Origin of the sequence: Burkholderia humptydooensis (assembly GCF_001513745.1) — a bacterium.
In the GTDB taxonomy this organism is placed as follows: Bacteria; Pseudomonadota; Gammaproteobacteria; order Burkholderiales; family Burkholderiaceae; genus Burkholderia; species Burkholderia humptydooensis.
In genome coordinates, this window is the sequence record NZ_CP013382.1 from 1766980 (window position 1) to 1780754 (window position 13775).

11 protein-coding genes are annotated in these 13775 nt (G+C 68.4%); 8 read left to right on the forward strand and 3 right to left on the reverse strand.

Translation table 11 applies throughout. The annotated features are described in order from the left end of the window. Positions 1-71: 71 nt before the first annotated feature. The 4 genes from AQ610_RS26860 to AQ610_RS26875 all read left to right on the forward strand — a co-directional run bounded on the left by AQ610_RS26860 (position 72) and on the right by AQ610_RS26875 (position 5340). Positions 72-1739, forward strand: coding sequence for a phospholipase C (locus AQ610_RS26860; RefSeq protein ID WP_009917030.1), 1668 nt, complete (start codon positions 72-74; stop codon positions 1737-1739). 287 nt (positions 1740-2026) lie between these two features. Next, a complete protein-coding gene (locus tag AQ610_RS26865; RefSeq protein WP_009917031.1) occupies positions 2027-3370 on the forward strand; it encodes a cytochrome-c peroxidase in 1344 nt (447 codons plus the stop codon). A gap of 256 nt (positions 3371-3626) precedes the next feature. Beyond that, positions 3627-4832, forward strand: coding sequence for an IS110 family RNA-guided transposase (locus AQ610_RS26870; protein WP_006029866.1), 1206 nt, complete (start codon positions 3627-3629; stop codon positions 4830-4832). Between the two features lie 184 nt (positions 4833-5016). Continuing rightward, a complete protein-coding gene (locus AQ610_RS26875; protein ID WP_006027563.1) occupies positions 5017-5340 on the forward strand; it encodes an H-type lectin domain-containing protein in 324 nt (107 codons plus the stop codon). Positions 5341-5471: 131 nt separating this feature from the next. Here the strand turns inward: AQ610_RS26875 and AQ610_RS26880 are convergent, their stop codons facing one another. Further along, a complete protein-coding gene (locus AQ610_RS26880) occupies positions 5472-6800 on the reverse strand; it encodes a chloride channel protein (RefSeq protein ID WP_006027564.1) in 1329 nt (442 codons plus the stop codon). A gap of 322 nt (positions 6801-7122) precedes the next feature. Here AQ610_RS26880 and AQ610_RS26885 point away from each other — a divergent pair, with 322 nt between their 5' ends. The 4 genes from AQ610_RS26885 (at position 7123) to AQ610_RS26900 (ending at position 11219) form a co-directional block, all read left to right on the forward strand. Then, on the forward strand, positions 7123-7851 hold the full coding sequence (locus AQ610_RS26885) for a GntR family transcriptional regulator (RefSeq protein ID WP_006027565.1): 729 nt from the start codon (positions 7123-7125) through the stop codon (positions 7849-7851). A 65-nt stretch (positions 7852-7916) separates the two neighbouring features. Continuing rightward, complete coding sequence (locus AQ610_RS26890) at positions 7917-8714, forward strand: SDR family oxidoreductase (protein ID WP_006027566.1); 798 nt, start codon at positions 7917-7919, stop codon at positions 8712-8714. Positions 8715-8785: 71 nt separating this feature from the next. Continuing rightward, positions 8786-9718, forward strand: a complete 933-nt coding sequence (gene kce, locus AQ610_RS26895) for a 3,5-dioxohexanoate:acetyl-CoA acetone transferase (RefSeq protein WP_006027567.1) — start codon at positions 8786-8788, stop codon at positions 9716-9718. A 196-nt stretch (positions 9719-9914) separates the two neighbouring features. Then, a complete protein-coding gene (locus tag AQ610_RS26900) occupies positions 9915-11219 on the forward strand; it encodes an MFS transporter (protein ID WP_006027568.1) in 1305 nt (434 codons plus the stop codon). 63 nt (positions 11220-11282) lie between these two features. On the opposite strand, the gene codA is transcribed toward AQ610_RS26900, so the two are convergent. Further along, a complete protein-coding gene (gene codA / locus AQ610_RS26905; RefSeq protein ID WP_006027569.1) occupies positions 11283-12539 on the reverse strand; it encodes a cytosine deaminase in 1257 nt (418 codons plus the stop codon). Further along, complete coding sequence (locus AQ610_RS26910; RefSeq protein WP_009914675.1) at positions 12539-13771, reverse strand: PucR family transcriptional regulator; 1233 nt, start codon at positions 13769-13771, stop codon at positions 12539-12541. Before AQ610_RS26910 ends, codA begins: the two co-directional genes overlap by 1 nt. Between the last annotated feature and the right edge of the window lie 4 nt (positions 13772-13775).

Here is a 13775-nt window from a genome sequence, read left to right on the forward strand (position 1 = left end):
AGCCGGCTCCCGTCGCGCGATCCTCCGCGGATCGCCGTCAATCGAGCGATCTTTCATTGGAGTCCTGCCTGATGTTTCGTCGAGCCTTGATCGCCACCGCGTGCGCCGGATCGGCCATCGCCCTCTACGCGTGCGGCGGCACCGACAGCAGCACGCCCGTCACGTCGCAAAACGCGTTGCAGACCGCGACGCCGATCAAGCACCTCGTCGTGATCTACGGCGAGAACGTATCGTTCGACCACTACTTCGGCACCTATCCGAACGCCGCGAACCCGCCGGGCGAGCCGGCGTTCAGCGCCGCGTCGGGCACGCCGCCGATCAACGGCCTGTCGGGCCTGCTGCTCACCGCGAACCCGAACGCGACGAATCCCGCGAACGGCGCGGGCGCGGCCAATCCGTTCCGCCTCGACCGCACGCAGGCCGCGACGGCCGACCAGAACCACGCGTACACGGCCGAAGAGCAGGCGTACGACAACGGCCTCGCGGACCTCTTCCCGAAATACACGGGCAAGGGTTCGAGCGGCGGCGCGGGCGCGTTCGGCACGACGGGCCAGGTGATGGGCTACTTCGACGGCAACACGGTGACCGCGCTGTGGAACTACGCGCAGCGCTTCGCGATGAGCGACAACGCGTACACGTCGACCTACGGCCCGTCGACGCCGGGCGCGCTCAACGTGATCGCCGGCCAGACCGACGGGATGCAGATCGTGAAGACGTCGAAGGCCGTGTCGACGCTCGCGAAGACCTCGTACTACGTCAATGACGGCCAGGGCGGCCTCACGATGATCAACGACGTCGACCCGGGCTACGACGTGTGCTCGAGCCCGACCGATCAGGCGATGATGTCCGGCAAGAACATCGGCGATCTGCTGAACGCGCGCAACATCACGTGGGGCGGCTTCATGGGCGGCTTCAACCTGTCGACGGCGAACGCGAACGGCACGACGGGCTGCAAGCGCAGCACGATCGCGACCGCGGTGAACGCGGCGACGGCCGACTACATCCCGCACCACAACTGGTTCCAGTACTACGCGTCGACCGCGAACCCGCAGCACACGCGCCCGAGCGCGATCGCGGCGATCGGCTCGAGCGTCGAGACGGACGGCAAGACGCCCGAGCCCGCGAACCACCAGTACGACTCGGACGACTTCTTCGCGGCCGTGAAGGCGGGCAACTTCCCGTCGGTCAGCTTCCTGAAGGCGCCCGCCGCGCAGGACGCGCACGCCGGCTACTCGGACCCGCTCGACGAGCAGCAGTTCGTGACGAAGATCATCAACTTCCTGCAGCAGCAGCCCGACTGGGCGAACACCGCGGTGATCGTCACGTACGACGACTCGGACGGCTGGTACGACCATGCGTACACGTCGCCGACGCGCGCGTCGTTCGACGCGGTCGATCAACTGAACGGCGACAGCGTGTGCGGCGCCGGCGCCGCGACGACGGGCGTCGCCGGCGCGCCCGTCAACGGCCGCTGCGGCCCGGGCACGCGGATTCCGTTCGTCGTCGTGTCGCCGTGGGCAAAGCAGAACTACGTGAGCCACACGCTGATCGACCAGGCGTCGGTCGTGCGCTTCATCGAGGACAACTGGCTCGGCGGCCAGCGGATCGGCGGCGGCTCGTTCGATGCGACGGCGGGCGACATGCGCGATCTGTTCGACTTCTCGGGCGCGGTGAACAAGACGCCGCTGTACCTCGACCCGACGCTCGGCACGAAGCTCGCGACGGCGCCTTCGATCTGACGTCCTCGTCACGCACGCGGCGCGCCGCGCTGCCGCGCGACGCGCATTGCGCAATGCGCAACCGGCCGGCTGTCGTTCCGGCGGGCCACGCCGGATTTTTCTTTTGCACGATCACGACCGAACGCTCCAGCATGGCCGAACCGCTTTCCGCGCAATCCGCTGCGCCTTCCCGCTCCGACGATTCCGCCCGGCCTCCTCGCCCCGCCCGATTCGACGCGTGCGCATCGGCGGCGCCTTCCGCCCCCTTGCCCCATGCGCCCCATGCGCGCCGCCGCCGCGCGCACGCGATGCGCCACGTGCTGTCGGCCGCCGCGTTCGGCGTGCTCGGTCTCGCCGCATTCGCGCTCGCGTTTCCCGAGCACGCGCCGAGCGCGGTCGGCGCGATCGTCGAAGACCTGACGGGCGCGAATCCGCATCCGGTCGTGCTGCGCCGCCCGGCCGCCGAACCGTTGAGCGCGGTCGCGCAGCTCGGCCGGGCGCTGTTCTTCGATCCGTCGCTGTCCGCGTCGGGCCGACAGTCGTGCGCGTCGTGCCATAGTCCCGACCATGCATACGGCCCGCCGAACGATCTCGACGTGCAACTGGGCGGCGCCGCGCTGACGCGGCCCGGCTACCGGCCGCCGCCGTCGCTGATGTATCTGTACCGCCAGCCGAACTTCAGCATCGGCCCCGACTCGTCGGAGAACGACGATGCGGCGAGCGTCGCGCAACAGGCCGCGTCGGCGGCGGGCGTCGTGCGCGCGCAGAAGACGGCGGGCGCGGACGCCGCGCCGCAACTCGTGCCGCAAGGCGGGATGTTCTGGGACGGCCGCGCGGATACGCTGCAGCAGCAGGCGTTCGGCCCGCTGATGAATCCGGTCGAAATGGCGAACGCGAGCACCGACGACGTCGCGCACAAGCTCGCGAACGCGCGGTACGCGCCGCAGTTCCGGCAGTTGTTCGGCCCGCGTATCTTCGACGACGCGCGTCTTGCGGTGTCCGAAGCAATGTTCGCGATCGCGCGCTACCAGGTGGAGGACCCGTCGTTCCATCCGTATTCGAGCAAGTACGACCGCTGGCTCGAAGGCGACGCGCGGCTCACGCAGGCCGAGCTGCGCGGGCTGCGGCTCTTCGACGATCCGGCGAAGGCGAATTGCGCGGGCTGCCATCTGTCGAAGCCGGGCGCGGACGGCCTGCCGCCGATGTTCACCGATTTCCAGTACGAAGCGCTCGGCGTGCCGCGCAACCGCGCGCTCGCGCAGAACCGCAATCCGGCGTTCCACGATCTCGGCGTCTGCGGGCCGTTCCGCGACGACCTGAAAACGCAGACGCAATACTGCGGGATGTTCGCGACGCCGTCGCTGCGCAACGTCGCGACGCGCCGCGTGTTCTTCCACAACGGCGTCTATCACTCGCTCGATCGGGTGCTCGCGTTCTACAACCTGCGCAGCGTCGATCCGGGCAGGATCTATCCGCGCGACGCGAGCGGCCAAGTGCAGCAATACGACGACATCCCTAGCGCATATCGCGCGAACGTCGACGTCGCCGACGCGCCGTTCGACCGCAAGCCGGGCGACGCGCCCGCGATGACCGGGCAGGACATGCGCGACATCGTCGCATTCCTGAACACGCTGACCGACGAGAAGCGCTGAGCTTCGCGATTCCGGGCTCGCTCGCCCCCGTTACTATCTTCATGCCCCGATAATCGGGGCTTTGGCCAGCCAGGCCCGGCATGATTCCCGCCCCCAGTCGCAGTCATGATCCGGGGGGTGTTGTCACCGGGCCCGGTGGGTGGCTGGTGATCGCTGATAGGGGTTTGGCCGGGCTTTCCCGACGCCGTCCGTAACGTGGATGCCGAGACTTGCCACCGTTGTTGCAGGCCAATCCGTTCACTCTGCACAAACCGCGATGCAAGAAACCAAACAACATGACGCCGTCGATGTCTTCGTCGGCGTCGACGTCGGTAAAGGCCAGCATCACGCCGTCGCACTCGATCGAAACGGCAAGCGTCTTTACAACAAGGCACTACCCAACGACGAGGTCAAGCTGCGCGCCCTCATCGCCGAACTCAAGACTCACGGTCGACTGCTGTTCGTCGTCGATCAGCCTTCCACCATCGGTGCGCTTCCTGTAGCCGTCGCCCGCGCTGAAGGCGTACTCGTCGCCTATCTGCCCGGACTGGCCATGCGCCGCATCGCTGATTTGCATGCCGGCGAAGCCAAGACCGATGCCCGCGACGCCGCGATCATTGCTGAAGCCGCCCGCTCGATGCCACATACGCTGCGCTCGCTTCGACTGGCCGACGAGCAGCTCGCCGAACTCACCATGCTCTGCGGCTTCGATGACGACCTCGCCGCTCAGGTCACGCAAACCAGCAACCGCATTCGCGGCCTGCTTACTCAAATCCATCCGGCGCTCGAACGCGTTCTCGGACCGCGCCTCGACCATCCGGCGGTGCTCGATCTGCTTGAGCGCTACCCGTCCCCGAGCGCACTTGCTGCTGCCAATGAAAAGACGCTCGCCAACCGCCTGACCAAGCTCGCACCGCGCATGGGCAAGAACTTGGCGGCCGAAATCGTTCAAGCGCTGAACGAGCAAGCCGTAATCGTGCCCGGCACGCAGGCCGCCACCATCGTCATGCCTCGTTTGGCCCAGCAACTTGCCGCCTTGCGCAAGCAGCGTGACGAAATCGCTGCCGAAGTTGAGCGGCTGGTGCTTGCTCACCCTCTTTGGCCAGTCCTGACCAGCATGCCGGGAGTCGGCGTCAGGACCGCTGCCAGACTCCTGACCGAAGTCGCCCAAAAAGCCTTCGCCACGGCTGCTCATCTGGCGGCCTACGCTGGTCTCGCGCCGGTCACCCGGCGCTCAGGCTCGTCGATCCGGGGCGAACACCCGTCCAGACGTGGCAACAAGGTGCTCAAACGCGCCTTGTTCCTCTCCGCCTTCGCTGCCTTACGAGACCCAGTCTCACGGGCCTATTACTTGCGCAAGATCCAGCAGGGCAAGCGCCACAACCAGGCACTCATCGCGCTCGCACGGCGACGCTGCGACGTCCTGTTTGCCATGCTGCGCGACGGCACCATTTACCAACCCAAGTCAGCCCCTGACGCTTGACGAAACACATAGGGGCACCCCCCCGGTTCCCCGGCCCACGCCGCCGGCGACGGCCGGCGCCCGCAAGCTACAACGTCTCCGAGTTGTTCGTCGCGCGGCGCGATTTCTATAACGTTCGTACGGCCGTCGGTCATCGACGGGTCCGTGCATCGCATTACTTCAACAATACGATGGAGAATTCGACATGACCCAGAAATTCGTCGGTACGCATGTCGTCGGGCCGCGCGAGAAGCTGCCGCCCGGCAAGCCGTGGATCAATGCGCCGCTGACCGTCAAGGTTCCGTTCCCGGCGGAATTCACCGCCATTCCCGTTGTCATCGCGAGCGCGTTGCAGGACCCGAAACATGCGTCTCCGTATCCGGACACGTTCGCCGTCACCGTGATCAACGTCAGCAAGACCGATTTCACGGTCAACATCTGCCGCACCGATTACGTTCGCGACGAGTACACGACGAGCGGCTGGGGCCAGAATCTGCATCTGGCCTACATCGCGGAGACGCCCGCCTGATCGAGCATTCGGCGCGGCATTCGCGGCGCGCGACGCGCCTCCGATGTTCGCGCGGAAAACGGCGATGCCTGTCGAATCGCGCCGGCGGCAGGCATCGCCGATCGACATCGCCGATTGCGCCGTCGAGCCGGTCACGCCTTTCTTTCTCTCCTCCGCGCGAGCACCCGAAACGCCGCGACCGCGCCCGCCGCCGCGATCAGCATCGGAATCAGGAAATCGTGCCCAACGCGCGTGAACTCGACCACGAGCACGATCGCGGTGAGCGGCATCTGCATCGACGCGGCGAGAAACGCGGCCGCGCCGACGATCGCGAACGCGCCGGTCGGCTCGCCCGGCCACGCAACACTCCATAGCCCGCCGAGCACGATCGCGAGCAACGCGCCGTTCGCGATCCCCGGCGTCAGCAGACCGCCCTCGGCGCCCGCGCGCAGGCTGCTCCACGTGATCGCGATCTTCAGCACGAGCAGCGTCGCCGCGAGCCCCATCGCGAGTTGTCCGTCGAAGCCGAGCGCGACCGGCCCCTTGCCGTTGCCGAGTAGTGGCGGAAACACCGTCGCGAGCGCGCCGACGATCGTGAAGTTGACGAGCGCGAGCACCGGCAGCCGCGCGTCCTTCGGCGCGCGCGCCCGCGCGTGTGCGGTCAGCCGCGCGAAGCCGTACGCGGCGACGCCGAAGAGCGGCCCGCACACGGCCGACCACGCGAACAGCGAAGCGCCGGCCGCGAGCGGCGCGACGTGGTACTGCTGCTCGTTGCCGAGCCCGATCCAGGCGACGAGCGTCGCGATCGCGGACGTCGCGACGGCCGGCACGAGCGCGCGCCACGCGAACGTGCCGAGCAGCACCTCGAGCACGAACAGCGCGCCGCCGAGTGGCACGTTGTAGACGGCGGCGAGCCCGGCGCCCGCGCCGCACGCAACCATCACCCGCGCGTCGGCAGCGGGCAGCCCTACGCGATGCGCGAGCCAGCCGGCCCACATCGCGCCGATCTCGCGCGGCGCGACCTCGCGGCCGAGCGGCGAGCCGAGCGCGACGGAGACGATCTGCAGCAGCGCGTGCGCGGTCGTGCTCGCGGCCGGCATTCGCGGATCGTCGGCGCGCACCGCGCGGCGAATGCCGACGAGCGGCGCGCCGAACCGGTACAGCGCCCACCAGCCGCCGCCCGCGACGACGCCGCAACCGATCAGCACCACGAACCGCCGCAGCGGCGGCGCGGCCGTCACGCCCTGAAGGAAGCTCTCTTCGCCGATCGCGTGCGCGACGTCGTACCCATACGCGACGTGCTGGATCGCGTGCAGCAGCAGCGCGAGCAGCATGCCGCCCAGGCCCGCGCCGACACCCGTCAGCAGCGTGACGGCGGCGAGCTCGACGAGCGGACCGCGCGCGGCGGCGGACGCGGATGACGACGGCCGGGCGGAAGGAATCGACGAAGCGGACGAAGCAGATGCGATCGGATTGAACATGTGCGATGACGAATCGAGGAAGCGAACGCGCGCGTCTCGGCACGCTCGCTCGGCATGAACGAATGGCGCCATCGTATGCGCCAGTCAATCATGAAACAAATGGATTTTTCTTATCCATTGATGAGTTTTACACATTCAATCCGACGTCACGCGTTGCGCTCGTCCCGCCCGGACCGGCGACGCTGTCCGTGTCACGCCCCAGGCGCCCCTCCTCGCGTTTTCCCTGATCGCCGCGCGCTTGACACCGCGCATCGCATCGACAACACTTCGTGACGCCGCAAGTGTGATCACGGATCACAGATCAAACTACAAGGAGTCCGTCTTGGCGCCGCGCATCGTCCCGCCCGCTCTCGAAGCCATCGAACAGGAAACGATGGCCGACAAGGTCTACCAGCAACTGCGCGAGGCGCTGATGAGCGGCCGCTTCGCGCCCGGCCAGGCACTCAGCCTGCGCAGCGTCGCCGAGGCGGTCGGCTCGTCGACGATGCCCGTGCGCGCCGCGCTCACGCGGCTGCGCGCGGAGCGCGCGCTCGTCGACGGCCCGAACCGTGCGCTCGTCGTGCCGCCGATGACGGTCGAGATGCTCGACGAGCTGCGCGACGTGCGGATCGCGCTCGAAGGCTGCGTCGCCGAGCGCGCGGCGACGCGGATGACCGACGCGCAGATCGCCGGCGTGCGGCGCATCTGCGAGACGATGAACGCGCACGTCGAAGCCGGCCGAAGCCGCGCGTACCTGCAAAGCAACTTCGCGTTCCACAACGCGATCTACACGCACGGCGCGAGCGAGAACACGCTCGCGATCATCCGGAATCTATGGATGCGGATCGGCCCGTTCCTGAACATGGTCGCGCTCGACGTGCCGCATATGCGGCGCTCGATGGACGCGCACCGCGCGATCGTCGACGCGCTCGAGCGCCGCGACGGCGCGGGCGCGCGTGCGGGCATCGCGCTCGACATCGGCGGCGCCGCGCACGACCTCGCCGGGACGCTCGCGGCCGGGCGCGAGCGGCTCGGCCCGCGCCGGCTCGCGAAGAACGCGAAGAACGAATAGGCTTCGCGAATCGAATCATCTGCATCGCCAAACAAAACAACTGACATCACTGGAGACAGACACGCATGGCCGCAATCGATCTGCTGAAACCATACGCCGGGCTGCGCGTACTCGTGACGGGCGGCGCGTCCGGCATCGGACTCGCGATCGCCGACGCGTTCGCCGAATGCGGCGGCAAGGTTCACGTCTGCGACGCGTCCGAGAAGGCGCTTGCCGCGCTCGCGGACCGGCCGTCGCGCGCCGCGCTCGGCACGACGCTCGCCGACGTCGCCGATCCGGCCGCCGTTGGGCGCGTGTTCGACGATGTCGCGCGCACGCTCGGCGGGCTCGACGTGCTCGTCAACAACGCCGGCGTCGCCGGACCGACGGGCGGCATCGACGAGATCGATCCCGCGCAATGGGAGCAGACAGTCGCGATCAACCTGAACGCGCAGTTCCAGTTCGCGCGCCGCGCGGTGCCGATGCTGCGCGACGCGCCGCACGGCGGCGCGATCATCGCGCTGTCGTCGGTCGCGGGGCGGCTCGGCTATGCGTTTCGCACGCCGTATTCGGCCACGAAGTGGGCGGTCGTCGGCCTCGTGAAGAGCCTCGCGATCGAGCTCGGCCCGCTCGGCATCCGCGTGAACGCGATCCAGCCGGGCATCGTGCGCGGCCCGCGGATGCGCCGCGTGATCGAGGCGCGCGCCGCGCAACTCGGCATCGGCCACGACGAGATGGAAGCGCGCTATCTCGAGAAAATCTCGCTGCGCCGGATGACCGATCCGGACGAGATCGCGGCGACCGCGCTCTTCCTCTGCTCGCCGGGCGGGCACGGGATTTCCGGACAGACGATTTCCGTCTGCGGCAACGTCGAGGCGCTCTGATCCGCCGCCATTCATTCGCCCTTCATTGCCTCCATCTCCCTTCACCGCCGAGCATCGAAAGGAGCCCTAACGTGGCCAGCCCCCGCAAAGTCGTCATCACCTGCGCGCCGACGGGCGCGATCCATACGCCGTCGATGTCGCCGCATCTGCCCGTGACGCCGCGCGAGATCGAGGATGCCGCGGTCGCGGCGGCCGAAGCCGGCGCGGCGATCCTGCACCTGCACGCGCGCGATCCCGCCGACGGCCGGCCGACGCAGGACCCGGCCGTGTTCGCCGAATTCCTGCCGCGCATCAAGGCGCGCACCAACGCGGTGATCAACATCACGACGGGCGGCAGCCCGCACATGACGGTCGCCGAGCGCCTGCGTCCCGCGCATCATTTCCAGCCCGAAGTCGCGTCGCTGAACATGGGCTCGATGAACTTCGGCCTGTATCCGATGCTCGAGCGCTTTCGCGAATTCCGGCATCCGTGGGAGCGCGAGCATCTTGAAAAGAGCCGCGATCTCGTGTTCAAGAACACGTTCGCCGACATCGAGACGATCCTCGCGAACTGCAGCGCGAACGGCACCCGCTTCGAATTCGAGTGCTACGACATTTCGCACCTGTACAACCTCGCGCATTTCGTCGAGCGCGGGCTCGCGAAGCCGCCGTTCTTCATCCAGAGCGTGTTCGGGCTCCTCGGCGGCATCGGCGCGCATCCGGAGGATCTCGCGCACATGCGCCGCACGGCGGACCGCCTGTTCGGCGGCGATTACGTGTGGTCGGTCCTCGGCACGGGCAAAAACCAGATTCCGCTCGCGACGATCGGCGCGGCCCAGGGCGCGAACGTGCGCGTCGGCATCGAGGATTCGCTGTGGATCGCGCCCGGCAAGCTCGCCGAATCGAGCGCCGCGCAGGTGCGCAAGATTCGTCAGGTGCTCGAAGGATTGTCGCTCGAGATCGCGACGCCCGCCGACGCGCGCGCGATGCTCGCGCTCAAGGGCGGCGACGCGGTCAACTTCTGAGCCCGCGCCGCCCGACCATTCGACACGCAAGCGCAGACACGCGGCATCGGCGCACGCCGATGCCCGGCAGGCCGCCTTTCGCCCCGCTCGCCCCGAGCGCCGCCGGCGCGCGGCCCGCGCATCTGCCCGTCATCTGCTGAACGCGGAGCGCCGTGCTTGCCGTGCGCTCCGGATCGCCTCTCACGGAGTCGCACCCATGTCCGCACCCCATGCCGAAGCCCTCTATCCGCCTGTCGGCGACGCGCGCGCGTCGTTGAACCGCCTGCTGTTTCGCAAGCTGATGCCGATCCTGATCACCGCGTACGTGATCAGCTTTCTCGACCGCACGAACATCGCGTTCGCGAAGCACTCGATGGCCATCGATCTCGGCCTCTCGTCGGCGGCATACGGCCTCGGCGCGGGGCTCTTCTTCCTCACGTACGCATTGTTCGAGATCCCGAGCAATCTGATCATGCATTGCGCCGGCGCACGGTTCTGGATCGCGCGGATCATGATCACGTGGGGCGCGCTGTCCGTCGCGATGGCACTCGTGCGCGGCGAAACCTCCTTCTACGCGATGCGGCTCCTGCTCGGCGCCGCGGAGGCCGGGCTCTTTCCGGGCGTGATGCTGTATCTGACCTACTGGTTCGGTCGCGAGGAACGCGCGCGCGCAACCGGCTATTTCCTGCTCGGCGTATGCGTCGCGAACATCGTCGGCGGCCCGCTCGCGGGCGCGCTGCTCGAGCTCGACGGCGCGCTCGGGCTGCACGGCTGGCAGTGGCTCTTCATCGTCGAAGGCGTTCCGGCGATCGCGCTCGCGTTCGTCATCTGGACCCGCCTGCCGGACCGGCCGAGCGACGCGCGCTGGCTCGCGCCCGAGCTCGGCCGCGCGCTCGAGCGCACGCTCGCGAACGAGCAGGCGGCGGGCACGGCGGCGCACGGCGCGCACGCGTTCGGCGCCGCGCTGCGCGATCCGCAGATCTGGCTCGCGATCTTCGTGTACTTCTGCCATCAATTGACGATCTACACGATGATCTTCTTCCTGCCCGGCATCATCGGCGAATCGGGACGCGTCACGCCGATCGTCGTCGGCCTGCTGAGCGCGATGCCGTGGATCGCCGCGGCGCTCGGCGCGGCGACGCTGCCGCGCTTCGCGCGCGATTCGTCGCGGTCGCGGCGGATTCTGTGCATGGGGCTCGCGGTGATGGCGGCGGGGCTCGTCTGCGCCGCGTATGCGCCGCCCGCGGCCGCGCTCGCGAGCGCGTGCGCGGCCGCGTCGATGTTCTTCGTCGTGCAGTCGATCGTCTTCACGTTTCCGGCCTCGCGCCTCGCGGGCAGCGCACTCGCGGGCGGGCTCGGCCTCGTCAACACGTGCGGCCTGCTCGGCGGCTTCGTCGGGCCCACCGTGGTCGGCGCGATCGAGCAGACGACCGGCCACGCGAAGAACGGCCTCGCGTTTCTCGCGATCGCGCTCGTCGTCGCCGCGTTCGCGAGCCTGCGGCTGCGTCACGGGCACGAGTGACAGCATCGAACGCGGCGGGCGGTGAGCGGCAAGCGGCGGGCCGCATGCGTCCGCCGCCACGCGTCAGCGCGCGGCCGGGTAGTCGATGCGCTCGGGCACGCGGCGCATGATCACGTCGCCGCCGCGAATCGACAGCAGCGCCTTCGCCTGCCGCCGCAGCGCCTCGTAATCGTCGGACGCGTCGAGCACGACGAGATTCGCGGGGCGCCCCGGCTCGATTCCGTAGCGCTCGCCGAGATGCATCGCGCGCGCGCTGTGGTCGGTGACGAAATCGAGGCTGCGCGCGAGATCCTGATAGCCCATCATGTGGCAGATGTGCAGTCCCGCATCGAGTGCGCGCAGGATGTTGCCGTTGCCGAGCGGATACCACGGATCGCGAATCGAATCCTGGCCGAAGCACACGTTCATCCCGGCGCGGTCGAGCTCGGCGACGCGCGTGAGCCCGCGGCGCTTCGGGAACGTGTCGAAGCGGCCCTGCAGATGAATGCTCTCGGTCGGGCACGAAATGAAGTTGATCTCCGAGCGCTTGAGCAGGCGAAACAGCTTCGAGCAGTACGCATTGTCATACGAGCCCATCGCGGTCGTGTGGCTCGCCGTCACGCGCGCGCCGATCCCGCGCACGCGCGCCTCTTCGGCGAGCACTTCGAGAAAGCGCGAGTTCGGATCGTCGGTCTCGTCGCAGTGCACGTCGACGAGGCAGCCGCTGCGCTCGGCGAGATCCATCAGGAACGCGATCGAGCTCACGCCCTGCTCGCGCGTGTTCTCGAAGTGCGGAATGCCGCCGACGACGTCCGCGCCCATCTCAATCGCCCGCTCCATCAGCGCGCGGCCGCCGTCGAACGATTCGATCCCTTCCTGCGGAAACGCGACGATCTGCAGATCGACCAGCCCGCGCGCCTCGGCCTTCACTTCGAGCATCGCCTCGAGCGCCGCAAGCGAAGGGTCGGTCACGTCGACGTGCGTGCGCACGTGCTGGATGCCGTGATCGCGCAGCATCCCGATCGCCGCATGCGCGCGCGCCTTCGTGTCCTCGCGCGTGATCGTCGCCTTGCGCTGCGCCCAGCGCTCGATCCCCTCGAACAGCGTGCCGCTCATGTTCCACTCGGGCTCGCCCGCCGTCAGCACCGCATCGAGGTGGATGTGCGGCTCGACGAGCGGCGGGATCACGAGCTTGCCGTCGACGTCGATTTCGTCCGCGCGCGGCGCGCCTTGCATGCCGATGCGCGCCGGCTGCGGCGTGACGCTCGCGATCGCGCCGCCGTCGAACGCGATGCTGAAAAGGCCGCTGCGCTTGCGCAGCGTCGCGTTGATGAGCTTCATCAGAACTCCTGTCGTTGCGTGTCCGACATCCGCCAAGCGAGCAGCGCGACGGATGCGTTCAACCGAAAATACGGATCGGAGAGCGATTGCCCCGATTGCGTCTCGATCCTGCGCAGCCGGTGATTGAGCGTGTTGCGATGGATCGACAGTTGCTCGGCCGCCTTGATCGCGTTGCCGTTTTCCTGAAGCAGCGCTTCGAGCGTTTCGATCAGCATCGTCGGATGCTTGCGGTTGCTGTCGAGCAGATTGCCGAGCGTTTCCTTCACGAAGCCGTCGATCAGCGTCGGATCGGGAATGGCGGCGAGCAGCTTCAGCACGCCCAGCTCGCTGTAGTCGCACAGCCCCTGCCCCGCGCGCATGCCCTCGGCGACGCCGAGCGCCTGCCGCGCCTCGGCGAGCCCGCGGCAGTAATGGCGCGCGGCGCCGACCGTCGACGAGATCCCGACGAACAGCGTGAGCGGGCCGATCTGCCGGTTCAACGCGTCGCGCAGCGCGCCGAGCGCGAGCTTGTGCTTCCTGAAACGCGGATCGTCGCACGGCAGCAGCAGCACGAACAGTTCGCCCTGCTCGACCACCGGCAGCGCGCCGTCCTCGTCGCGCAGCCAGTCGTCCAGGCCGCGCTGCACCGTCTGCCGCGCATCCTGCAGCAGCGCCTCCGCCGCGGCCGGATCGCGGCCGTCGAAGAGCGCGGGCACGCCCGCGAGCCGCAGCGCGACGACGCGGCGCGGCCGATCGAGCGCGAGCTGGAGGTTGCGCGCGCGATGGGCCGCGATGTCGATGCTCGGGTAATCGCCCGTCAGCAACTGGTTCACGATGTCGCGCTGCGAGCGCAGCGTGTTCTCGTGCCGCACGAGCGCGGTGCCGATCAACTGCGTGACGATCACCATCTTCAGCAGATACGGCTGCTCGATCAGCACGATCTCGAGCTGCTCGGCAAGCGCGACGACCGAATCGGGAATGCGGCGAATGAACGCCTCGCCCGTCAGGATCACCATCCCGGCGATGCGGCTCTTCGCGCCTTCGCGAATCAGTTGCAGCAGGTTCGCCTCGTCGCGCGGATGATTGATCCCGGTGACGAACACGAGCTCGCCGCCCATCACCCAGTCGGCGATGCCTTCGTTCTCCGCGACGTAGTACCAGCGCACCGGCCGTTGCATGCCGCGCTCGCCCGCGCGCAGCGCGAGCTCTTCGAGACCGGGCAACTGCAGGATCTCGCCCACGGTCAGACTCATCGCT

Coding starts and splice junctions, on each gene's coding strand:
- AQ610_RS26860 (WP_009917030.1), top strand. CDS start 72: ATGTTTCGTCGAGCCTTGATCGCCACCGCGTGCGCCGGATCGGCCATC.
- AQ610_RS26865 (WP_009917031.1), top strand. CDS start 2,027: ATGCGCCACGTGCTGTCGGCCGCCGCGTTCGGCGTGCTCGGTCTCGCC.
- AQ610_RS26870 (WP_006029866.1), top strand. CDS start 3,627: ATGCAAGAAACCAAACAACATGACGCCGTCGATGTCTTCGTCGGCGTC.
- AQ610_RS26875 (WP_006027563.1), top strand. CDS start 5,017: ATGACCCAGAAATTCGTCGGTACGCATGTCGTCGGGCCGCGCGAGAAG.
- AQ610_RS26880 (WP_006027564.1), bottom strand. CDS start 6,800: ATGTTCAATCCGATCGCATCTGCTTCGTCCGCTTCGTCGATTCCTTCC.
- AQ610_RS26890 (WP_006027566.1), top strand. CDS start 7,917: ATGGCCGCAATCGATCTGCTGAAACCATACGCCGGGCTGCGCGTACTC.
- AQ610_RS26900 (WP_006027568.1), top strand. CDS start 9,915: ATGTCCGCACCCCATGCCGAAGCCCTCTATCCGCCTGTCGGCGACGCG.
- codA (WP_006027569.1), bottom strand. CDS start 12,539: ATGAAGCTCATCAACGCGACGCTGCGCAAGCGCAGCGGCCTTTTCAGC.
- AQ610_RS26910 (WP_009914675.1), bottom strand. CDS start 13,771: ATGAGTCTGACCGTGGGCGAGATCCTGCAGTTGCCCGGTCTCGAAGAG.